Annotated in this window: 15 protein-coding genes, 2 tRNA genes and 1 pseudogene; 5 read left to right on the top strand and 13 right to left on the bottom strand. The window is 72.7% G+C overall.

Features of this window, described 5'->3' with window-relative positions; genetic code table 11:
- Positions 1-122: 122 nt before the first annotated feature.
- Positions 123-1,568 (bottom strand): MFS transporter, encoded by a 1,446-nt coding sequence (locus ACZ4SF_RS00385; RefSeq protein WP_468376121.1) that lies wholly within the window; start codon positions 1,566-1,568, stop codon positions 123-125.
- 176 nt (positions 1,569-1,744) lie between these two features.
- Between ACZ4SF_RS00385 and ACZ4SF_RS00380 the strand changes: the two genes are divergently transcribed.
- From ACZ4SF_RS00380 to ACZ4SF_RS00370, 3 genes and pseudogenes are all read left to right on the top strand, one after another.
- A tRNA-Gly gene (locus ACZ4SF_RS00380) sits at positions 1,745-1,842 on the top strand.
- A 17-nt stretch (positions 1,843-1,859) separates the two neighbouring features.
- Positions 1,860-1,931: transfer RNA gene (locus tag ACZ4SF_RS00375), tRNA-Cys, on the top strand.
- A 246-nt stretch (positions 1,932-2,177) separates the two neighbouring features.
- Positions 2,178-2,420: pseudogene (locus tag ACZ4SF_RS00370) on the top strand (RNA polymerase subunit sigma-70); the annotation flags it as partial.
- Between the two features lie 53 nt (positions 2,421-2,473).
- Here ACZ4SF_RS00370 and ACZ4SF_RS00365 read toward each other — a convergent pair.
- Together ACZ4SF_RS00365 and ACZ4SF_RS00360 are read right to left on the bottom strand one after the other, a co-directional pair.
- The gene (locus ACZ4SF_RS00365) at positions 2,474-3,142 is read right to left on the bottom strand and encodes a DUF998 domain-containing protein (protein WP_468376119.1); all 669 of its coding nucleotides are present in this window, start codon (positions 3,140-3,142) and stop codon (positions 2,474-2,476) included.
- Between the two features lie 292 nt (positions 3,143-3,434).
- On the bottom strand, positions 3,435-3,740 hold the full coding sequence (locus ACZ4SF_RS00360) for a hypothetical protein (RefSeq protein ID WP_468376117.1): 306 nt from the start codon (positions 3,738-3,740) through the stop codon (positions 3,435-3,437).
- Between the two features lie 192 nt (positions 3,741-3,932).
- Between ACZ4SF_RS00360 and ACZ4SF_RS00355 the strand changes: the two genes are divergently transcribed.
- A complete protein-coding gene (locus ACZ4SF_RS00355; RefSeq protein ID WP_468376114.1) occupies positions 3,933-4,721 on the top strand; it encodes a VOC family protein in 789 nt (262 codons plus the stop codon).
- Between the two features lie 13 nt (positions 4,722-4,734).
- Here the strand turns inward: ACZ4SF_RS00355 and ACZ4SF_RS00350 are convergent, their stop codons facing one another.
- The 7 genes from ACZ4SF_RS00350 to ACZ4SF_RS00320 all read right to left on the bottom strand — a co-directional run bounded on the left by ACZ4SF_RS00350 (position 4,735) and on the right by ACZ4SF_RS00320 (position 14,961).
- A complete protein-coding gene (locus tag ACZ4SF_RS00350) occupies positions 4,735-5,889 on the bottom strand; it encodes an SUKH-4 family immunity protein (protein WP_468376112.1) in 1,155 nt (384 codons plus the stop codon).
- A gap of 434 nt (positions 5,890-6,323) precedes the next feature.
- Positions 6,324-8,633, bottom strand: a complete 2,310-nt coding sequence (locus ACZ4SF_RS00345) for a xanthine dehydrogenase family protein molybdopterin-binding subunit (RefSeq protein WP_468376109.1) — start codon at positions 8,631-8,633, stop codon at positions 6,324-6,326.
- Positions 8,630-10,987, bottom strand: a complete 2,358-nt coding sequence (locus tag ACZ4SF_RS00340; protein WP_468376106.1) for a 2Fe-2S iron-sulfur cluster-binding protein — start codon at positions 10,985-10,987, stop codon at positions 8,630-8,632. The genes ACZ4SF_RS00345 and ACZ4SF_RS00340 overlap by 4 nt, the downstream gene beginning before the upstream one ends.
- The gene (locus ACZ4SF_RS00335) at positions 10,984-11,877 is read right to left on the bottom strand and encodes an FAD binding domain-containing protein (RefSeq protein ID WP_468376103.1); all 894 of its coding nucleotides are present in this window, start codon (positions 11,875-11,877) and stop codon (positions 10,984-10,986) included. Before ACZ4SF_RS00335 ends, ACZ4SF_RS00340 begins: the two co-directional genes overlap by 4 nt.
- 357 nt (positions 11,878-12,234) lie before the next feature.
- Positions 12,235-13,872, bottom strand: a complete 1,638-nt coding sequence (locus ACZ4SF_RS00330) for a beta-N-acetylhexosaminidase (protein ID WP_468376100.1) — start codon at positions 13,870-13,872, stop codon at positions 12,235-12,237.
- 199 nt (positions 13,873-14,071) lie between these two features.
- Entirely contained in the window at positions 14,072-14,359 is a 288-nt protein-coding gene (locus ACZ4SF_RS00325) for a DUF3039 domain-containing protein (RefSeq protein WP_189294548.1), read from the bottom strand.
- Between the two features lie 29 nt (positions 14,360-14,388).
- Positions 14,389-14,961 carry a YqgE/AlgH family protein gene (locus tag ACZ4SF_RS00320; RefSeq protein WP_468376097.1) on the bottom strand — a complete coding sequence of 191 codons (573 nt, stop codon included), beginning with the start codon at positions 14,959-14,961 and terminating at the stop codon, positions 14,389-14,391.
- Between the two features lie 278 nt (positions 14,962-15,239).
- Between ACZ4SF_RS00320 and murA the strand changes: the two genes are divergently transcribed.
- Complete coding sequence (murA, locus tag ACZ4SF_RS00315; protein ID WP_468376095.1) at positions 15,240-16,580, top strand: UDP-N-acetylglucosamine 1-carboxyvinyltransferase; 1,341 nt, start codon at positions 15,240-15,242, stop codon at positions 16,578-16,580.
- A gap of 194 nt (positions 16,581-16,774) precedes the next feature.
- On the opposite strand, the gene ACZ4SF_RS00310 is transcribed toward murA, so the two are convergent.
- The 3 genes from ACZ4SF_RS00310 to ACZ4SF_RS00300 all read right to left on the bottom strand — a co-directional run bounded on the left by ACZ4SF_RS00310 (position 16,775) and on the right by ACZ4SF_RS00300 (position 21,548).
- Positions 16,775-17,056, bottom strand: a complete 282-nt coding sequence (locus ACZ4SF_RS00310; RefSeq protein WP_014673024.1) for an HU family DNA-binding protein — start codon at positions 17,054-17,056, stop codon at positions 16,775-16,777.
- A 323-nt stretch (positions 17,057-17,379) separates the two neighbouring features.
- Positions 17,380-18,795, bottom strand: a complete 1,416-nt coding sequence (locus tag ACZ4SF_RS00305) for an NAD-dependent malic enzyme (protein ID WP_468376092.1) — start codon at positions 18,793-18,795, stop codon at positions 17,380-17,382.
- Positions 18,796-19,184: 389 nt separating this feature from the next.
- Positions 19,185-21,548, bottom strand: a complete 2,364-nt coding sequence (locus ACZ4SF_RS00300) for a HelD family protein (RefSeq protein WP_468376090.1) — start codon at positions 21,546-21,548, stop codon at positions 19,185-19,187.
- Positions 21,549-21,557 lie beyond the last annotated feature (9 nt).

Genomic DNA, 21,557 nt, shown 5'->3' with positions numbered 1-21,557 from the left:
ACCGGCGCCGCCCTCCGGTCCACCCGCGGACGACCCCGGGTCGCCCGCGGGTGGGACCCACGTCACAGCAGAGGAGATCGTTCACGCCGCGCCGGCACCTGCTACGGCTGGCTCTCTCGGGGTCACGGCCGCCGCAGCCGCCGTGTCACCCAGGCCCCCGCCAGCGCCACCACCGCCATCGGCAGGAAGACGGCGGCGAAGGCGGCGGGACGGCCGCCGTCGGCTGCCGTGGCCGTGCTCGCCGCCGTGCCGGCCGCCGTGCCGCCGCCCAGGGCCGCGAAGGCCGCGCCGGTCGCCGCCAGGAGGACGACGTTGGAGAGGGCGTCGGAGATCTGGAGGGCGGCCGAGTTGGTGCCGGCCTCCTCCGGGGCGGAGAGCTTCAGCAGCAGCACGCTGGTGGAGGAGATCACCAGCCCCATCCCGAAGCAGCCGACGCCCCAGGCCACGGCGACGGTCCACACCGGCACGGAGTGCACGAGCACGCTCGGCGCGGTGACGATCGCGGCGGCGACCAGCACCATGCCCACGGTCATCAGCCGTTCCCGGTACGGGGCCACGCGCGGCCGGGACTGCACGAACGACCCCAGCGCCCAGGTGCCGCCGCCCGCCGCCAGCGAGAACCCGGCAAGGGTGGGCGACAGACCGCGCTGGGTGACCAGCATCAGCGGCACGAAGGACTCCGCGGCGATGAAGGAGCCGGCGGACAGGCCGCGCAGCAGCACGACGGAGGGCAGACCGCGGGCCGCCCGGTAGGTGCCGCGCGGCAGCAGCCCGAGGACGGCCGGCGCGAGCAGCGCGACACCGGCCAGCCCCGGGAGCAGGGAGAGCGGGCGCAGGTCCTGGGCGGCGTACTGCAGCAGCCCGGCGCCGAGAGAGATCGCGAGGGCGAGCCGGATGCGCCGCCGGTCGAAGGAGCCGGCGCCGGCCTCCTCGTCCACCGGGCCCGACGCCCGGCGCCGTATCTGCGGCAGGGCGAGCGCGAGCGGGAACACGACGAGCGCCGGGATGCCGAGGAAGACCCAGCGCCAGCCGAGGTGCTCGGTGACGGCGCCGGCGGCGAGGGGGCCGACGATGGACGGTACGACCCAGCCGGCCGCGAACGCCGCCATGATCGCGGGCCGCAGCCGTTCCGGGTAGGCCCGCCCGACGACGACGTACAAGGCCACGATGACCAGCCCACCGCCGAGGCCCTGCACCGCCCGGCCGAGGATGAACACCCACATGACCTGTGCGGTCCCGGCGACGACCAGTCCCGCCGCGAAGGCACCGATGCCGGTGGTGAGCGCCCCCAGCGGTCCCCGGCGGTCGGACCACTGACCGGCTAGCACCATCCCGAACAGGCTGGTCGTGAAGTACCCGGAGAAGGCGAACGCGTACAGCGCCACCCCGTCCAGATCTCGCGCCGCAACGGGCATCGCGGTGCCGACGGCGGTCGCCTCGAAGGCGATGAGCAGCACCACGGACACGATCCCGACGCTGAGCGCCCGGTACGACCGGCTCAGCACGCCGCCGTCCTGCTCGACGGATGCAGCGAGGACGGCGGGGTCACGGGACTCGAGGGCACTCATGCGGTCAGAGTAAGGCCCACAACCACCAATTGCCCCTGTCGGGAGTCCGACCTCCACTAGGCCGATGGTCGTACACCCCGGCCCGCTTCATGAACGCCGCATGGCAGTCCCGTTGCAGCCCGGCCGATCTCCTTGAGCCCGCCGCCCGCACCCCCGTACGTTCGTCGCAAGTACACGGCCGTGAGCCCGAGTGGTTCAGGGACGCACCCGCACCGCACCCGACAGCGAGCTCCGCTCGCGGGGAGTCACGTGGGTTCGAACCCCACCACGGCCGATACGACAACACAACACGGCCGTGTGCCCGAGTGGTTCAGGGGCTCGCCTGCAAAGCGAGTTACGTGGGTTCGAATCCCGCCACGGCCTCTACTGCCTTGATCCGGCAGAACGGCCGCGTGGCGCCCCTGGAGGGGTGCCGCGCGGTCACTCGTTCGTCCCACTCCTCGTCTCGGTCGACCGCATCGCGTCGTGGTCCGGGGTGCACCCGCCCGCAGGCGATGCCTGGCGTGGTGCCGGGCCCCGTTCGCCGTGGTGGTCTTGGAGCGGCCACGACGACGGCACTGCTGCGGCCGGCGGGAGCGGGCTAGGGTCGTCCGGCGGATCTCTCCTGCGCCGGCGCACCCGGCGCGAGGCTCCCGTCTCGTCCCGGCCATGGCGAACGGCACCCCCGCCTTCGGGCAGTACCGCCCCCGCCCGGACGGTGCGGGTTTCGCCCCCTGGGCCCTCCAGGTCGTCGAGTTCTCCGGCGACCGCATCACAGACATCACGGCCTTCCGCGACACCGACCGCCTCTTCCCGCTCTTCGGCCTGCCGGACCATCTGGGCGCGGATTCCACGCCCGGCGCTCTTCTCTGACCACGGGCCGCAGTCCCCGTGGAGGCGGGAGCGCACGCGGGAGCGGCAGTCGGTCAGCTCTTCGCCGGTGCGGTGATGAGCCGTGCCGTCACCGCGGTCAGCCACAGCAGACCGAGACCCGCGCCCACGGTGAAGGCCAGGACGGAGGCGGCGGAGGCCATGAAGCCGGCCAGGACGGCCACGGGCACGAGGCGCGAGGCCACGGCCCAGCCACGGTGGCCGCGCGCGGCGAGCGGGCGGGCCAAGACGACGAACGCGGCGCACAGGGCGAGGTAGCCGGCCATCCCGGCGGCCATGTGGACGGTTCCGTGCCCGCTCAGCGCGGTGGCGTCCGGGGCGCCGGCCGGGAATCCCGCGCCGGCGTCGGCCTCGAAGGCCGCGGCGGCCCAGAAAGAGGCGCCGAACACCCCCACCAGTACCGGCCCCCAGGTGCCGGCCGCACCACCGCGCAGCTCTCTGCGCAGTCCGCCGGCACAGGCGATCAACAAGCACCCGGTGACCAGGAAGTCGACCGTCTGGATCCAGCCCGCCTCACCGAGGGCGAGCTGGCTGATCGCATTGCGGGTGAAGTCGAACCCGTCCCGCGTGAGACCCTGCACGATCCCCGCCGCGAGGAACAACGGGCCCGCCACCATGCCGCCGGCCAGGGCACGCCGGACCGCGGGGCGCGACGCGGTCGCGGCGGAGGTGACCTGCTGGGGGGCGCTGAGCGCGTGAGTCATGACCAAGCCTTCCTGGCTCCGAAGTTGTCGCTCACATGACCGACGGCCGGCGGCAAAGTCATCGCTCAGAGGTGCATGTCCTGGATCACATCACGCCGGTGGTCCGACGGGAGAGCTCGGTCACGAGACCGTCCGGGCCAGGGGGTCCCGCCCCCCTCGGGCGAACTCGCAAGGTGGGTTACGTGGGTTGGGATCCCGCCACGGCCTCCGGTGCGCGGGCCCGGTGACGCGTGTGTGGCGCCGGCCGTCCGCGGAACGGACGGGCGGCGCCACACACGCGTCGAGCGGGGAACTAGCCGGGGAACGGCTTGCTCGCCTCGTCCTCGGCCTTGATGCACGCGTCGAGCTTCCGCTGGATGGCGGCCGCGTCGGCGAGCGCCTTGCGGGCCGCCGCGTCCTCGCCCAGCTGCTTCAGCTTCGCGGCCTTGGTCTTGAGGTTGGCGATCTGCTGGCGCATCTGGTTCTTGTTGCACGTGATGGCGGCCTTGGAGACGACGCCCCGCCCGGCCGGGGTGACGGCGTGAGCGGGCATCGACGTGACGAAGAGGCCTCCGACGATGGCCGCGGAGACGGCCAGGGCGGAAAAGCGCTTGGTCATGAGTTGAATCCCCCATGAATTGAACTTGAGTTGGGTCGTAGCGGATCTTACAAAGACCTGTGAACCCGTCAGTAACCGGCCCCCGCCGCCCGTCGGCAGCGCCGTGGGAACGAAACCTCGAAGGGCCGTATTCGTTCCTCAGTGCGGACCCGGGTATCGCGGTGTCCCGAACCCACGGTGGAGGACCACACCATGCTGACGACCACGTATGTGCCGGGCGCGCCGAACTGGCTCGATCTGGGGAGCCCGGACACCGGTGCGAGCGCTGCCTTCTACTCCGCCGTCTTCGGCTGGGAGTTCCAGTCGGCGGGACCGGAGGCGGGCGGTTACGGCTTCTTCCGGAAGGACGGCAGGACGGTCGCCGGGCTCGGCCCGCTCACCGAAGAGGGGGCGAGCCCCTCCTGGACGGTGTACTTCCTGACGCCGGACGCCGGCGCCACCGCCAAGGCCGTGGAGCAGGGGGGCGGGACGGTCCGGGTCGCCCCGGCGGATGTCTTCTCCTTCGGGCGGATGGCCGCTTTCACCGACCCGACGGGCGCGGACTTCGCCGTCTGGCAGCCCGGCGAGACGGGCGGCCTGGAGGCCGTCAGCGCCCCCGACAGCCTCTCGTGGGTGGAGCTGTACACCACCGACGCCGAGGCGGCGAAGGCGTTCTACCGGTCGGTGTTCTCCTGGCAGATGAACGATCTGGCCATGAGCCCGGAACTGACCTATACCGTCCTCACCCCGGCCGGTGCCGGCGAGGAGGCGGCCCACGGCGGGCTGATGCAGCTGCCCCAGGAGAACCTCGATGCCGGATCGACACCGGAGTGGCATCCGTACTTCGAGGTGAGCGACTGCGACGCGACGGTCGGCAGAGCCCGTGAGGCCGGAGCCACCGTCATCATCCCGGCCACCGACGCCGAGGGCATCGGCCGCTTCGCCATGTTCCTCGACCCCGCCGGTGCGCCCTTCGCCGTCATCACGACGGCAACGGCCTGAGAGGGCGCGGCATTCAGAGCACCCCGCCCGCCTCGTCCTGGAACAGCTCCGTCCAGTAGTGCCAGGTGGTGTCGGACAGGGTGCCCGTGGGATCCAGGGAGTTCAGGGTGTGGATCATGGCGGCGGCCAGCTGGTCGTAGGCGGTCGTCGCCAGTTCGCCGGACAGGTGGGTGTCGATCCTGCGCTCGTGGTGCAGGAGCCAGAGCGTGAAGGACAGGGTGGAGACGTCGGTGTTCAGCGGGTGGAGTGTGGCTTCGGGCTCGCTGAAGGTGAGGACCGCACCCGTTCTGCCGTCGACCACCAGGCTGTTCTCCTCCAGCAGGTACCCGAGGCGGATCAAGTGGTCGCAGTGGGCGGGGAGTTCGCCGGGGTAGTCGGCGCGCTCCTGCGTGAAGTACTCCCGCAGGGTCGGCAGCGGCACGTCCGTGTCGGTGCGGAAGAAGACCGCCTCCTCCGGCAGCCCCGTCTCGCGCAGGAAGCGCCGGGTGGGCTCGTGGGTGAGCGTCGGCGGGAAGTCGACCTCCTCGAAGCGGGCCATCCTGCCCTGGCCGAACTCCTGGTCCAGGACGCGCGGGGGCACGTCGAGGGTGAGGCCCGAGGCGGTGCCCGGGCCGGCGATGAGGGCGAGCGGGCGGATCAGGGCCGCCGCCTTCCAGTACGGCGGGACCTCACCGTCCGTGCCCTCCTCGAAGAGGGCGAGAAGCCGGCGGGAGGCCTCGGTCACCGTCTTGGGGCCGTACTGGCCGGACAGCGAGGCGAAACGGCCGCGCAGGCCGGACAGTTCCTCGGTGACCGCGGCGAACCGCAGCAGGGTGTGCAGGGAGGGCGCGAAGGGGCGCGGGTCGGACGGGTCGACCAGGTAGGCCGTCGTGATCTCGCCCGTGGCGCCGTCGAGCAGGATCGACTCGCGCTTCATGCCGGCCGGGGTGAGGAGTTCCCCTATCACCAGGCGGCTGCGCAGTTCCTCCGCCAGACGGAGGGGGCCGTCGGCGGCGTCGGCGAGCGTGCGCAGGCCGTGCGTGCGCAGCGGGGAGAAGGTCAGCAGGTCGGTGTCCGCGGGCAGACCGGGGCCCGTGAGCAGGCCGCGCGTCGGCGCGTGCGTGACGTAGCGTTCCAGCTCCGCCTCGGTCAGCGTGATCGCCGGAAATCCGGCGTCGGTCGTGCTCATCGCTCCCCCGCGATCTTCCCCGTGCGTGACAGGCGTGCGTACACCGGCGTACGCGGCCCTCGGACAGGTGCCCTCACTGCTCAGCACACTACGCCGCCCCACTGACAACGGCCCTCGCGGGAAAGGACGTCGGGCGCCCCGGGGCCGTTGCGTGCCTGCGGGAATCGCCTCCGGCCGGCTGCCGTGGCGGGGTGGGAGGAGGTGCCGGGTCACCGCCGGCTCGCTCGCGGCCACCGTCCGGTGAACGGGACATCGCCGTCCATCACATGAAGCGGTATCAGTCACACGAAGTGGTATCCGTTGCACGAAGCGGTACCGTGCCACGAAGCACCGGACCATGCTCAGCAGCACGGCCGGAGCCCGTGACGAACGCGAGGACCGTCCGCGGATCCACCGGCCGGTGGCTCGTACCGGCGGCGTCTCGCCGGACCTGCTCAGCGGTCCGTGACCACCGCCGCCTGCGGGCGGATCGGGAGGCGGTTGACCGGGCGGCCGGTGGCCGCGCGCACGGCGGAGGCGATCGCCGCGGGAGCGGTGACCACCGGAACCGCGCTGACGGACTTGGCGCCGAAGGGGGCGACCACGTCACGCTCCTCGACCAGTCTGACGATGCGGATGTCGGGCGCGTCCAGCGCGGTCGGGAGTGCGTAGCCGGTCAGGTCGGGGTGCCGGACCAGGCCGCGGGGCGTGCGGAGGTTCTCCGTGAGGGCGATGCCGACGCCCTGGGTGACGCCCGCCTCGATGCGTGCCGCGAGTTGCGCCGGGTTCAGCACCTGGCCCACGTCCTGGGCCACCGCCAGCTCCACCACGCGCACCGAGCCCAGCTCGACGTCGACGTCCACGACCGCGCGGATGGCGCAGAAGGCCAGGCCCACGAAGGCGTCGCCCTGGCCGGCGGCGTCCAGGGGCTCGGTGGGGTGCGGGCGGCACTGGGCCGTGGCCCACAGTTCCTTGCCCTCCATCGCCTCGGTGACGGTCGTCGAGAGGACGCCGTCGTACGAGGTGATCTTGCCGTCGGTGATCTGGAGCAGCTCGGTGGACATGCCGAACTTGTGCGCGAGGGGCTGCAGCAGCTGCGTGCGGACCATCTTCGCGGCCCGCTCCACCGCGCCGCCGGACACCCAGGTGTGCCGGCCCCGGCAGCCCGCGCCGGCCGGCGGCTGGTCGGTGTCGACGGGGGCGACGTGGACTTCCTCGATGCCGAGGGTCTCCTGGACGATCTGCCGGGCGAGGGTGGTGAAGCCCTGGCCCGTCTCCACCGCCGCGCAGAGCACGGTGGCGATGCCGTCGTGGACCTTGACCGTCGCCGTGGACACCTCGTCGGCGCCCTCCGCGCCGAGCATGTGCACCATGCCCAGGCCGTAGCCGACGCCGCGGCGCACCGCGCCCGGTTCGCCCGCGCCCTCGGGTCCGCCGGGCAGCAGCCACTCCTCCTCGGGCGTGTCCTTGGGCAGCGCGGGCAGCGGGAAGTCCCTTACCGCCTGGAGGAGTTCGGCGACCGGCGCCGGGCAGGTCACGGTCTGGCCGATCGGCAGCACGTCTCCGGTGGCGAGGACGTTGCGCAGGCGCAGCTCGGCCGAGTCCAGGCCGAGTTTCTTCGCGAGCTTGTCCATCTGGGCCTCGTAGGCGGCGCAGACCTGCAGGGCACCCTCGCCGCGCACATGGCCGGAGGGCGGGTTGTTGGTGCGGACGGCCCAGCCCTCGATGAAGGCGTTGGGGACGACGTACGGGCCACACGCGAAGGAGACGGCGGCGGCGAGGGCCTCGGAGGAGGTGTCGGCGTACGCGCCCGCGTCCAGCAGGATCTGCGCCTCGACCTTGACCAGCTTGCCGTCGGCGTCGGCGTGGTGCCGGTAGCGCAGCAGGGTGGGGTGGCGGTGGGCGTGGCCGAGGAAGGACTCCTCGCGCGTGGCGGTGAGTTTCACCGGGCAGCCGGTCTTGAGGGCGAGCAGGCCGAGCGGGAGCTGGAAGCCCTGGTCCTCGCGGTCGGCCGTGGCGCCCGGCACCCCGGTGACGACGATCTTCACTCGATCGGGGGACAGGCCGTAGCAGGCGGCGGCCGTGTTGCGGTCGGCGTGCGGGTCTGTGGAGGCCAGGTACAGCTCCACCCCGCCGTCGGGCCGCGGTACGGCGAGCCCGGCCTCGGCGCCGATCGGGGCCGGGTCCTGGCGGCCGATGCGGTACAGGCCCTCGACCACCACCTCGCCGGCCGAGTCCGGGTCGCCGTGGCGCAGCGGGATGTGCCGGATCAGGTTGCCGTCGGGGTGCAGCGGCTCCGCCTCGAAGGCCTGCTCGGGGTCGGTCACCGGGTCGAGCACCTCGTACTCGACGATGACGGCAGCGGCGGCCATCCGCGCGGTGTCCGGGTGGTCGGCGGCGACGGCGGCGATGGGCTCGCCGTGGTGCCGTACGACCTCGGAGGCGAACACCGGCCGGTCGGGCGTGCCCCGGCCGTGGCGGGGCGTGCCGGGGACGTCCTCGTGGGTGATGACGGCCCGTACGCCGGGCATCTCGCGCGCATGGGTGGTGTCGATGGAGACGATGCGCGCGTGCGCGTGCGGGGAGCGCAGTACGGCCGCCCAGAGCAGGCCCTCGGCCCACAGGTCGGCCGCGTACGGGAAGGTGCCCTCGGTCTTGGCGCGGGCGTCGGCGTGCGGCAGGGACGCGCCGATGCCGTGCGGCAACGGCTCGGCCGCGGGAACGGGTTCCGCGGCGGTGGTCGCGGTGCCGGCTTCGTTGCTCACGCCTGGCCTCCGTCCTGGCCGTAGTGCTGGTCCTGCGGACCCGGCGGTGTGCCGTACGGGTCCGGCGTGTCGCCGTAGGCACCCGGGGTGTCGCCGTACGCGCCGCCCTGCGTGTCCGCGTACGTGCCGCCCTGCGTGTCCCCGTAGCCGTCGGGAGCCGCCTCGTAGGAGCCCGGCGTCTGCGGGGTGGCGAACGCGCCCGGCGCCTCGAACGCCGACGGGTGGACGCCGCCGGAGCCGGGGCCCGCCTGGTGCGGAATACGTGCCTCTTCCGCGTCCGTCTCGGCGCCGGCCTGGGACGTCTCGCGCTCGGCGACGACCTCCTTCACGGCATCCAGGACACCGCGGTAGCCGGTGCAGCGGCACAGGTTGCCGCACAGCGCCTGCCGGGTCTCCAGCTCGGTCGGCGCCGGGTTGCCCTCCAGCAGGTCGTGCACGGTCATCGCCATGCCGGGCACGCAGAAACCGCACTGCACGGCACCGCACCGGGCGAGCGCGCGCTGCACGTCGGAGGGCCGGCCGTCGGCGGCCAGGCCCTCGACCGTGCGCACCTCGCTGCCGGCCGCGGTGACCGCCGGGACCAGGCAGGAGGCGACCAGGCGGCCGTCCACCTGCACGTTGCACGCCCCGCACTCGCCCTGCGAGCAGCCGTCCTTGGCGCCCGCGAGGCCGAGCCGCTCGCGCAGCACGTACAGCAGGGACTCGCCGATCCAGGCGTCGGTGACGGGGCGGTCGGTGCTGTTGACGCGCAGGACGTAGGAGGCGAGGGGGTGGTCGTCGTGCGGCGGGAGGGCGGCCTGCTCCTCGGTGCCCTCGGGGGCGGCCTCCCGCGCGGGCGCGGCCTCCTCGGGCGGGCCGGCGGCGTCGGCGGTCTCGCCGGGCTCGTCCGTCAGGAGCGGACCCGCGGCGAGGCCGGCGTCCGCCGTCTCGGTGCCGGGCGTGTCCGGCGTCTCCCGGGCGCCGGCCGCGCCGGCGGTGGAAGCGGGGCCCTCAGTCGCCGTCGAGGCCGGGGGTGCCGCCGTTTCGGCCGTGACAGGCGTTGTCGCGGGCTGCGAGGCCCTGGTCCGACCCGTGGGCCGGTCGTGTCCCGCGGGGCCGTCAGCGGGGCGTTCTGGGGCCTCGGCGAGGCCGTGTGCGTCCGCGTCCGGCACCGGGCCCGGCTCGGTGGGCCCGTGCGCGCCCGGGAACGGCTCTCCGGGCGCCGCCTGTGCGGCCGGACCGCCGGGCGTGTCGCCGTCCCGCGGGCCCGCGGGACCGGCACCGTGGTACCCGGCCTCCGGCCGCCCGGCCTCGGCGTGCCCTGCATCGGCGTACCCGGCCTCCGACGGCCCCGCCTCAGCGTGCCCCGGGTCCGCGTACGCGTCCCGCGCCTGCCCGGCTTCCGCATGCCCGGCGCCCTTGTACCCAGCGTCCTCGTAGCCGGCGCCCTCGTACCCGTCTTCCGGCCGCCCGTTCTCCGCGTGCTCGGCCTCGGCGGACCCGTTCTCCGCGTACCGGGCTTCCGCGGACCGGGCTTCCGCGGACCCGTGCTCCGCGGACCCGTCCTCGAACTGCCCGGCCTGCACCGGACGGTCGGGCTCGTGGCCTGCCGGCCCGTGCCCGTACCCGTCGTGCCCGTACCCGTCGTCCGGGACGAATCCGTCCTGCGGACCGTACGCGTCGGGCGCGGGCGTCGGTGTGCCGCCCGCCGGGTGTGCGCCGGTGTGGTCCGGCAGGGCCGTGTGACCGGTGTGGTCGGTTTGGTCGGTTTGGTCGGTGTGGTCTGCGGGAGCAGGGGCGGGGGCGTCGGGGCCGGCCGGGGTCTGCGGAGTCGCGGTGCGGCTCCAGGACCGGCCCGCGCCGTCCGTCGCCCAGGGCGCGGGCGCGCCGCCGGGCAGCGTGGCGGGCGGGGTGCCGCCCCACTGCTCGACCAGCGAGGACGTGGTGAACTCGCCCGATTCGTCCGGAAGGTCGCCGCCGGCGACGGGGATGGACCACTGCCCGGTGACGTCGTGCCCCGGGGCGGCCGGCGCCGCGGGCTCCTCGAAGGTCCAGTGCTGGGTGGCACCGGGCTGGTACGTGAACCGGTCGTCGGCGGCCTGCGGCTGGGCCGGCGTGGCGTTCGGGTCGGGCCACTGGCTGCCGGCCTCGGGCGCGGGCCACGCGTCGGGGGCGGGGTGCGTGGCCGTTATCCGCGGCGGCACGTAGCCGTGTCCGGGCGCGGCCAGCGGGCTGTCGCCGGACAGCAGGGCCTCGATCCCGCCCTCGGGGAGCTTGACGAAGGCGGTGGCGCCGTCGTCGTAGTCGCCCTGGGGCAGCGGGTTCCAGCGGCCGCCGCCCTGGGACGTGCCCTCTCCGTGCTGGTCGTCGGTCACGACAGCGCCCTCCCCAGTGCTCGTCGGGCCAGCGCGGCGACGGTGCGCCGCAGGTGCAGTACGGCGGGCGGAAGCGGGGTCACCGAGCCGTCGGGCTCGGGAGCCGGGTCGGGGATGCAGGCCGCGGCGACGTACTCGCCGAAGGCGTGCAGGGCCTCCGGGACGAGGGCGCGGTCGTTGTCCCAGTCGATGAGCTGCGCGACCCACTCCTCGGCCTCCAGGGGCCGCAGCGGCATGGGCGCTATGGCCCCGACGGCGCAGCGCACACCGCGCCGGGCGGGGTCGAGGACGACGGCCACGGACGCCACCGCACGGCCGGGTCCGGTGCGCCCGGTCGCCTTCAGGAAGACCTGCGGGGCGTGCAGCAGCGGTACGCGCACGTAGCCGATGAGTTCGCCACCGCGGAGCATCTCCACGCCGGCCAGCAGGTGCGACACCGGGATCTCCCGGCGGGCTCCGCCCGGGCCCGCGATGATCAGCGTCGCTTCCAGGGCGGCCAGCACCGGCAGCGCGTCCCCGGTGGGGGCGGCCGTGGCGATGTTGCCGCCCAGGGTGCCCGCGTTGCGGATGTGCGGCGGGCCCGCGGCGCGCGCGGCGGCGGCGAGCGCCGGGATCAGTGCCGCGAAGTCCGGGCGGCCCATGCGCGCGTGCGTGAGGCCGGCGCCGAGCAGCGCGTGGCCGTCCTGGTACTGCCAGCCGCGGATCTCGCTGATCCGGCCGAGGCCCACCAGGGCGGCGGGCCTGAGCTGGCCGGAGTTGACGGCGGCCATCAGGTCGGTGCCGCCCGCGACCGGGACGGCGGCGGGCATGGCGGTGAGGGCCGCCACGGCCTCGTCCAGCGTCGTGGGCAGCGTGACGGCCTGCGCCGCCTGCGGTGCGTGCGTGGTCAAACCGGCTGCCCCTTCCCGCTGCCCCACCTGGTCCCGCCTGTGCTGCCGTACGGTACGTGCTGACAGGGCGGACGACGCAACTCTGGCACATCTTCGCAAGGCCCGAACGCGGGGGTCCGCTAGGAGGCATTCGCCCACCTCACCGGCGAGATGGTCCGTTTTCGCACGGCATCACCGGTGCGCACCGATTGCCACTCTTCGGTGATCCTGTCGTGGTTTTCCCGTTACCTGTTCGAGGGTTCAGGGGTACGCGGAACGTGTTCGAGGGTTCGGGGGGACGCGGCACCTGTTCGAGGGTTCGAGGGGACGCGGCACCTGTTCGAGGGTTCCGGGGCACGCGACGGGGTGGCTTCCCGGTCACCTCGCCGGCGGCGGTCCCTCGATCGGGCGGCCGGGCACACCGGGGCGACGCTGCCACGGCCGGGGTCCGGTGGGCGGCCGGTAGCCGACGCCGAGGGCGTCAAGTCGCCGGTAATGGGTGGCCATCCGGCGCTCGAAGTCCGCGAAGTCCCGTTCCGCCGGGGCGGGCAGCCGGCTCCAGGCGACCTCGGCGAAGGCCGCGAGCCGGGGAAAGGCCTGGTAGTCGACGCGCGCGATATCTTCCATCACCTCGGTCCACACGTTGGCCTGGGTGCCCAGCACATGCCCGGCCTCCTCCTCGGTGAGTCCCTCCGGCACGGGTTCGAACCGGTAGACGTCCTCCAGGGTGCGGACGAAGCCGATCGGCACCGGCTCGTCCTCGCCCGGGGCCTGACGGTGGTCCAGGTACACGTACTGCTCGGGGCACATGACCACGTCGTGGCCGGCCCGCGCGGCGGCGATCCCGCCCGCGTAGCCGCGCCAGGAAGAGACCGCGGCGCCCGGCACGAGCCCGCCCTCGAGGATCTCGTCCCAGCCGATGAGGCGGCGTCCGCGCGCGGCGAGCCAGGCGTCGAAGTGCCCGACGAACCAGGCCTGCAGTTGGTCCTCGTCGGCGAGGCCGAGGTCGGCCATGCGGGTCTTGGCGGCCACGGACTCGGCCCACTGCCCCTTGGGGCACTCGTCGCCGCCGATGTGGACGAACCGCGAGAACTCGGCCGCGTCCGCGGGGAACAGCTCCAGGACTTCCTCGAACACCCCCTCGTAGAACCGCAGGGTGGTGTCGGTGGGGGCCAGTACGTTGGCGGAGATGCCCCAGTCGTCCCAGACGGAAAGGGCGGTGGTGTCGATGACGTCGGTGTTGCCGAGTTCGGGATACGCGGCGACGGCGGCCTGCGAATGGCCCGGTACGTCGATCTCCGGGACGACGCTGATATGCCGTTCGGCGGCGTAGGCGACGATCTCCCGGATGTCGTCCTGGGTGTAGTGACCCCCGTGCGGCTTCTCCTCCCAGAGCGGTGAGGCGCGGTGACCGAATCGCGTCCGGGCCCGCCAGGAAGCGGTCTCGGCCAGTTTGGGATACCGCCTGATCTCGATGCGCCAGCCCTGGTCGTCCGTCAGGTGGAGGTGCAGGACGTTGAGTTTGTGGGCGGCCATCAGGTCCAGATAGCGCAGCACGCCGTCCTTGGACATGAAGTGCCGGGCCACGTCGAGGAGCAGGCCGCGCCAGCGGAAGCGCGGGGCGTCCTCGATGACCTGGTGGGGGACGGCGAGGGTGGTGTCCGGGCGTACGGGGGCACGCCGGAAGGCGTCGGGGCCGAGGAGCTGGCGCAGGGTCTGCGCGCCCCAGAACACGCCGGCGGGCCCGCCGCCGCGGATCTCCACGCCCCGGTCCGGGACGGCGCCGAGCCGGTACGCCTCGGCTTCCAGGGTGTCGTCCAGGAGCAGCCGCACTCCGTTGCGGCCGTCCTGCGGGCCGGGCCGCAGCGGCAGGCCCAGGGCGGCGCCGAGCGTGGCCCGCAGCCAGCGTTCGGTGCGGTCGGTACCCGGGCCGGCCCACAGGGTGGTGTCGTGGTCGAGCGTCACATGGCGCCGCGTCGGTCCCTCGACGGCATCCGGCGCCGGAATCAGTTCCATGAGATCAGCCCCTCACCCCGCGGTGCGTTGCGTAGCACGCAACGCCTGCTTCACCCTGCACAACAGAGCGAAGGCTAGGGATTGCGCGGGCCCCTCACAAGAGGTCTGGACCACTTGCGATCCGAAAAGCGGAAAGGTCCCCGGGCCGCGCTTCACAACGCGGTCCCGGGGACCTCATCACCGGCAGGCGGGCCGGGGGCTACTTGTCGCCGCCCTTGCCCTTGCCCTCGTCGCCACCGCTGCCCATGGACTCGTAGATCTCCTTGCACATGGGGCACACGGGGTACTTCTTCGGGTCGCGGCCCGGCACCCAGACCTTGCCGCACAGCGCCACGACGGGGGTGCCGTCGAGGGCGCTCGCCATGATCTTGTCCTTCTGGACGTAGTGGGCGAAGCGCTCGTGGTCGCCGTCGCCGTGGGACACCTGCGGCGTCGGCTCTACGAGTGTCCCCGTACCAGTCCCGCGCTCGGGCTCAAGAGTGCTCATACCAGCCAGGGTACTGAAGCTCACAGGCATCAGTTGAGCGACGGGTCGTCCGGATACGTGGCCACCATCGCCAGCTCGTTGCGCTGACGGCGCAGCACCTCGCGCCAGAGCCGCTCCGGGGCCGGCGAGGACACGTCGCCCGGTTCGGACTCGACGACGTACCAGGCGCCCTCCACCAGCTCGTCCTCCAGCTGGCCCGGGCCCCAGCCGGCGTATCCGGCGAAGATCCTCAGGGACCCGACGGCGGAGGCGAGCAGTTCCGGCGGGGCCTCCAGGTCGACCAGGCCGATCGCGCCGTGCACCCGGCGCCAGCCGAGCGGAGCTCCGTCACCGCTCGCGCCGCCCGGGATGACCGCGATGCCGAGAGCCGAGTCCAGCGAGACCGGCCCGCCCTGGAAGACGACGCCGGGCTCCCCGGCCAGCTCGGCCCAGCCCTCCAGGATGTCGCCCACGTCCACCGGGGTGGGGCGGTTGAGGACGACACCCAGGGAGCCCTCCTCGTCGTGGTCGAGAAGGAGCACCACCGCGCGGTCGAAGTTCGGGTCCGCCAGGGCGGGAGTGGCCACGAGCAGCCGCCCTGTGAGCGAGGACACCTCGGTCATGCCAGACATGATCCCGCATCTTGCCCTGGTGTGGGGAGCCAATCCGGGGCGTGGGAGTGAGGGCAGCTCAGGGCGCACGGGAAGCCGGCGGGCGGACGACCGCGCGCCGGTGACCCCATGTGTCCGGTGGGGAACGGTTCGTGTTGTGACACAGCTATGACGGGACTGGGGCGTACTTGGGCTTACGGGCGGGGGGTAATCGGCGATTACCCTGTCTTCCCGGCCCCTGCGCACAGTGATCGGCCGGCCCCTGACCAACTCATCGGAACGCGAGATTCATGACCGTCAACGACGATGTCCTGCTTGTCCACGGCGGAACCCCGCTGGAGGGCGAGATCCGTGTCCGCGGTGCGAAGAACCTCGTGCCGAAGGCCATGGTCGCCGCCCTGCTGGGCGGCGAGCCGAGCCGACTGCGCAATGTTCCGGACATCCGTGACGTGCGGGTCGTCCGCGGCCTGCTCCAGCTGCACGGGGTGACGGTCCGTCCGGGCGAGGAGCCCGGCGAACTGGTGATGGACCCGACGCGCGTCGAGAGCGCCAATGTGGCTGACATCGATGCCCACGCGGGTTCCAGCCGTATCCCGATCCTCTTCTGCGGCCCGCTGCTGCACCGCCTCGGCCACGCGTTCATCCCGGGCCTGGGCGGCTGTGACATCGGCGGCCGTCCCATCGACTTCCACTTCGACGTGCTGCGGCAGTTCGGCGCGACCATCGAGAAGCGGGCCGACGGGCAGTACCTGGAGGCGCCGAAGGGCCTGCGCGGTACGAAGATCCGCCTGCCGTACCCGTCCGTCGGCGCGACCGAGCAGGTGCTGCTGACGGCCGTACTGGCCGAGGGCGTCACGGAGTTGTCCAACGCGGCCGTCGAGCCGGAGATCGAGGACCTCATCTGCGTGCTGCAGAAGATGGGCGCGATCATCGCGATGGACACCGACCGGACCATCCGCATCACCGGTGTGGACAAGCTCGGCGGCTACACCCACCGCGCCCTGTCCGACCGCCTGGAAGCCGCGTCCTGGGCTTCGGCCGCGCTCGCGACCAACGGCAACATCTACGTCCGCGGCGCCCAGCAGCGCTCGATGATGACGTTCCTGAACACCTACCGGAAGGTGGGCGGCGCCTTCCAGATCGACGACGAGGGCATCCGCTTCTGGCACCCCGGCGGCCAGCTGAAGTCCATCGCCCTGGAGACGGACGTCCACCCGGGCTTCCAGACGGACTGGCAGCAGCCCCTGGTGGTGGCCCTGACGCAGGCCACGGGCCTGTCCATCATCCACGAGACGGTGTACGAGTCCCGTCTGGGCTTCACCTCGGCCCTGAACCAGATGGGCGCCCACATCCAGCTCTACCGCGAGTGCCTGGGCGGCTCGGACTGCCGCTTCGGCCAGCGCAACTTCCTGCACTCCGCGGTCGTCTCCGGCCCGACCAAGCTCCAGGGCGCCGACCTGGTCATCCCCGACCTGCGCGGCGGCTTCTCGTACCTCATCGCGGCCCTCGCCGCCGAGGGCACGTCCCGGGTCCACGGCATCGACCTGATCAACCGCGGCTACGAGAACTTCATGGAGAAGCTCGTGGAACTGGGCGCGAAGGTCGAGCTGCCGGGCAAGGCACTCGGTTAGGCCGCAGAACTCCGGTCAGGCCCCGCAAACGGCAAAAGGGCGGCTCCCCTCGGTGGAAGGGGGGCCGCCCTTTCGGCGTCTCCGGCTGAGGCACGCCCCGGAAGGGGCGTGGGGAACTGCGCGACCAGCCACGGCGGACCGGCAGTCGCCCACGGCGCTCACGTGGGACGGCGCTCACAGCGGAGCGCTTGCGCCTACTTGCCCTTGGCGGCTTCCTTGAGCTTGCTGCCCGCGGTGACCTTCACGCTGAAGCCGGCCGGGATGTTGATGGGCTCGCCGGTCTGCGGGTTGCGCGCGGTGCGAGCGGCACGGTGGGTGCGCTCGAAGGTCAGAAAGCCGGGGATGGTGACCTTCTCGTCGCCCTTGGCGACGATCTCGCCGACGGTCTCGGCGAACGCGGCCAGCACGGCGTCGGCGTCCTTGCGGGTCACCTCGGCGCGGTCGGCCAGCGCGGCCACCAGCTCACTGCGGTTCATGTTGTTACTCCCGTGTTTTTCTTGCCGTTGGGGTGTGCCACGCGGCGGGGCCGCATAGTAGGCACTGCGATGCCGATGCGCTCGCGCCCCTTGGGGGTGCCCCCTGGACGTAGTCCCTGGGGGAGCATCCTGCCCCTACCTGCGGCGGGAAAGCCAATCCGGCACCCGTAGGAGTCGTGGGAACACCCTGGGGAGTCACACGAAAAGCGCCCGCTCGGCCGTCACCCTAGAGCGCGCCCGGCATCCGGTGGTTCCACGACGCGCCGTCGCAGGGGCTGCCGTGGTGATCCTCACAGCCCCTGCACGGTACGGCACGCGGTGGATCAGGCCGTCGCGCCGGCGGCCTTGGCGGCCTCGCGGACCGCTCCGGCCACCGCGCCCGCGACCTTGTCGTTGAAGACGCTGGGGACGATGTAGTTCGGGTTCAGCTCGTCCTCGGTCACCACGTCGGCCAGGGCCTTTGCGGCGGCGAGCATCATCTCGGTGTTCACCGTGCGGGACTGGGCGTCCAGCAGGCCGCGGAAGACGCCCGGGAAGACCAGCACGTTGTTGATCTGGTTCGGGAAGTCGGAGCGGCCGGTGGCCACGACGGCCGCCGTCTGGCGGGCGATCGCCGGGTCCACCTCGGGGTCGGGGTTCGCGAGCGCGAACACGATGGCACCGTCGGCCATGGCGGCCACGTCATCGCCGTCGAGCACGTTCGGGGCGGAGACGCCGATGAAGACCTCGGCGCCGCGGACGGCCTCCTTGAGGGTGCCCGTCAGGCCCTCGGGGTTGGTGTTGTCGGCGATCCAGCGCAGCGGCGAGTCGGCCGGGGCGCCCACCAGGTCCTCACGGCCCGCGTGGACGACACCGTGGATGTCGGCGACGACGGCGTTCTTCACACCGGCCGCGATCAGCAGCTTGAGGATGGCCGTGCCGGCCGCGCCGGCGCCGGACATGACGACCCGGATGTTCTCGATGGCCTTGTCCGTGACGCGCAGGGCGTTGGTCAGGGCGGCGAGGACGACGATGGCGGTGCCGTGCTGGTCGTCGTGGAAGACGGGGATGTCGAGGGCCTCGCGCAGCCGGGCCTCGATCTCGAAGCAGCGCGGCGCGGAGATGTCCTCGAGGTTGATGCCGGCGAAGCCGGGGGCGATCGCCTTGACGATCTCGACGATGGCGTCGGTGTCCTGGGTGTCCAGGCAGATCGGCCAGGCGTCGATGCCGGCGAAGCGCTTGAAGAGGGCCGCCTTGCCCTCCATGACGGGCAGCGCGGCCTTCGGGCCGATGTTGCCGAGGCCGAGCACCGCGGAGCCGTCCGTCACGACCGCAACGGAGTTGCGCTTGATGGTGAGGCGGCGGGCGTCCTCGGGGTTCTCGGCGATGGCCATGCAGACGCGGGCGACACCGGGCGTGTAGACCATGGACAGGTCGTCACGGTTGCGGATGGGGTGCTTCGACGCCATCTCGATCTTGCCGCCGAGGTGCATGAGGAACGTACGGTCCGAGACCTTGCCCAGCGTGACGCCCTCGATACCGCGCAGCTTCTCGACGATCTCCTCGGCGTGGGCCGTGGAGGTGGCCGCGATGGTGACGTCGATACGGAGCTTCTCGTGCCCGGACGCGGTGACGTCGAGGCCGGTGACCGAGCCTCCGGAGGACTCCACGGCGGTGGTGAGCTGCGAGACGGCTGTTCCGCTCGCGGGCACCTCCAACCGGATGGTCATCGAGTAGGAGACGCTGGGCGCCGTTGCCATGGCCGACTTCCTCTGCTTTCACCGTGTCGCGAGTTGTGCCGTCCGATCGTCGCACCTACCGCTCAGTACGTGGTAGTCGCCCTGGGTTACGGACGTTTTGTTCACGCGCGCTTCCAGCCGGGTGCGTATTTCGGAAAACCACTTCCACCATACGAGAAGTGATCAGGCAAAAGAAAGAGACCCACGTCACATCGGACGTGGGTCTCTCGAAGTTCAGTGACACCGACCCGCCATGCTCGCCTCGCGGCAAGTGGTCCCTCGCAGGGACAAAGGTTGGGCCCGGGGGCTTGGATCGGGCCGGTGCCACATCAAGGCTAACAAACGGATCGCCGACGGCCATTCCCGCGCCGAGAGTTCATCCGGGAGTTCATCCGGGAGCACCTCGGGACCTAGTCCCGCAGCAGGTCCGGCACCCCGGCTGCGTCCGGCTCGTCCCGCTCCCCCGAGACGACCGTCAGCTGCTGCGTCGCGCGGGTCAGCGCCACGTAGAGCACGCGCAAGCCGGCCGGGGACTCGTCGGCGATCTCCGCGGGCGAGACGACGATCGTCGCGTCGTACTCCAGGCCCTTGGCCTCCAGGCTGCCGAGCGCCACGACCCGGTCGCCGAGCCCGGCCAGCCAGCGCCTGGCCTCCTCGCGCCGGTTCATCGCGACGACCACGCCGACGGTGCCGTCGACCAGCCCGAGCAGCCGCTCGGCCTCCGCCCGGACCGTCCGCTCCAGGCCGTCCCGCACGACGCTGAAGCGCGGCTCGACCCCGGTGGACCGTACGGCGCTCGGCGCCTCGGAGCCCGGCATGGCGAGGGCGAGCACCTTCGCGGCCAGCTCGGCGATCTCGGACGGGTTGCGGTAGTTCACGGTCAGCTGGAAGCGGCGCCGGGGCCGGGTGCCCAGGGCCTCGTCGCGGGCCTCGGCCGCCTCGTCCGGGTCGGACCAGGAGGACTGCGCCGGGTCGCCGACGACCGTCCAGGTGGCGTGCCGGCCCCGGCGGCCGACCATGCGCCACTGCATCGGCGTGAGGTCCTGCGCCTCGTCCACGATGACGTGCGCGTACTCGGTGCGCTCCTGCGCGAGGCGTTCGGCACGCTCCCGCTGGGTCTCCTCGCGCACCGGCATCAGCTCCTCCAGGCCGGTGAGCTGGTCCAGCGGGTCCAGGTCGCGCTTCTTCCGGGGCCGGGGCGGCGCGCCGAGGATCGCCTGGAGCTCGTCGAGCACGGCGATGTCGTGCACGGAGTGGCCGTCCCGCTTCAGGGAGCGGGCGACCTTGCGGACCTCGCCGGGGTTGAGGATCCGCCGGGCCCAGCGGCCGAGCCGCTTCTCGTCCGCCATGGCGGCGAGCACGGCCTTCGGGGTCAGCTCGGGCCACCAGGCGTCGAGGAAGCCGATGAAACTGTCCTCCGTGGTGACGTCCTCGTCGAAGGAGGCGCGCAGTTCGGCGGCCAGCTCCGGGTCGGCGTGCCGGGTGGCGGCGCCGGATCTGGCCCACAGCGCGTCCAGCAGCAGCCTGCGGGCACGGGGGCGGAGCAGGTTGACGGGCGCGGTGCCGCCGAGGGCGGTACGGCGGATACGTTCCAGCTCGTCGGCCTCCAGCTCCAGCCTGCGCCCGAAGGCGACCACACGGAGCCGGGCGGGCGGGCCGGTGACCGGCTCCGGTTCGGTGCCCTCGTCCAGGGCGAGCTGCCCCGCAGGAGCGGCCGGCCCCAGCTCCAGGGCACCCCGGGCGGCCTTCCGCAGCACCTTCAGCATCCGGTACGAGCCCTTGGCGCGGGCCACGGCCGGCGAGTCGTACAGCGTGGCCTGCGCGCCGTCGACCAGGGAGCCGATCGCACGGATCGCGACCTGGCCCTCCTCGCCGAGCGAGGGCAGCACGCCCTCGGTGTAGGCGACGAGCAGCGGGGTCGGCGAGACGATCAGGATGCCGCCCGCGTACCGCCGCCGGTCCTGGTAGAGCAGGTAGGCGGCGCGGTGCAGGGCGACGGCGGTCTTCCCGGTGCCCGGGCCGCCCTCGACATAGGTGATGGAGGCGGCGGGGGCGCGGATGACCAGGTCCTGCTCCGCCTGGATGGAGGAGACGATGTCCCGCATGGTGTGGCTGCGGGCCTGGCCGAGTGCGGCCATGAGGGCACCGTCCCCGATGACCGGCAGTTCCCTGCCGTCGAGGTGGGCCGTCAGCTCCGGCCGCATCAGGTCGTCCTCGACGCCGAGCACCCGGCGCCCCTTGGACCGGATGACCCGGCGCCGGACCACCCGTCCCGGATCCACCGGCGTGGCACGGTAGAAGGGCGCCGCGGCGGGCGCCCGCCAGTCGATGACCAGCGGCGCGTAGTCCTCGTCGAGGACGCCGATGCGGCCGATGTGCAGGGTCTCGGCGATGTCGGCGGTGTTGTCGTTCCGTACGGCGCCCTCGGCGGGCTCCACCGAGGTGTAGGCGCCGTCGGGACCCTTCTTGCCGTCCTTGCCGAGCAGCAGGTCGATGCGCCCGAAGAGGAAGTCCTCGAACTCGTTGTTCAGCCGGTTCAGGTGGATGCCGGCCCGGTAGACCTGCGCGTCCCGCTCGGCCAGCGCGCCGGGCGTGCCGACCTGGCCGCGCTTGGCCGCGTCGCTCAGCAGGAACTCGGCGTCGTGGATCTTCTCCTCGAGCCGCCGGTACACCCGGTCCAGGTGTTCCTGTTCGACGCTGATCTCTCGGTCACGCACGGAATCGTGTGCGTCGTGTACCGAGCCGACCGCGGACTGCTGAACCTGAGCGGCCACCGGGCCCCC

Source organism: Streptomyces sp. NPDC027663, assembly GCF_055566415.1.
The sequence above is the reverse complement of the archived record's forward strand: the minus strand, read 5'-3'. Positions and strand labels throughout refer to the sequence as shown.

Coding starts and splice junctions, on each gene's coding strand:
- ACZ4SF_RS00385 (WP_468376121.1), bottom strand. CDS start 1,568: ATGAGTGCCCTCGAGTCCCGTGACCCCGCCGTCCTCGCTGCATCCGTC.
- ACZ4SF_RS00365 (WP_468376119.1), bottom strand. CDS start 3,142: ATGACTCACGCGCTCAGCGCCCCCCAGCAGGTCACCTCCGCCGCGACC.
- ACZ4SF_RS00360 (WP_468376117.1), bottom strand. CDS start 3,740: ATGACCAAGCGCTTTTCCGCCCTGGCCGTCTCCGCGGCCATCGTCGGA.
- ACZ4SF_RS00355 (WP_468376114.1), top strand. CDS start 3,933: ATGCTGACGACCACGTATGTGCCGGGCGCGCCGAACTGGCTCGATCTG.
- ACZ4SF_RS00350 (WP_468376112.1), bottom strand. CDS start 5,889: ATGAGCACGACCGACGCCGGATTTCCGGCGATCACGCTGACCGAGGCG.
- ACZ4SF_RS00330 (WP_468376100.1), bottom strand. CDS start 13,872: ATGGAACTGATTCCGGCGCCGGATGCCGTCGAGGGACCGACGCGGCGC.
- ACZ4SF_RS00325 (WP_189294548.1), bottom strand. CDS start 14,359: ATGAGCACTCTTGAGCCCGAGCGCGGGACTGGTACGGGGACACTCGTA.
- ACZ4SF_RS00320 (WP_468376097.1), bottom strand. CDS start 14,961: ATGACCGAGGTGTCCTCGCTCACAGGGCGGCTGCTCGTGGCCACTCCC.
- murA (WP_468376095.1), top strand. CDS start 15,240: ATGACCGTCAACGACGATGTCCTGCTTGTCCACGGCGGAACCCCGCTG.
- ACZ4SF_RS00310 (WP_014673024.1), bottom strand. CDS start 17,056: ATGAACCGCAGTGAGCTGGTGGCCGCGCTGGCCGACCGCGCCGAGGTG.
- ACZ4SF_RS00305 (WP_468376092.1), bottom strand. CDS start 18,795: ATGGCAACGGCGCCCAGCGTCTCCTACTCGATGACCATCCGGTTGGAG.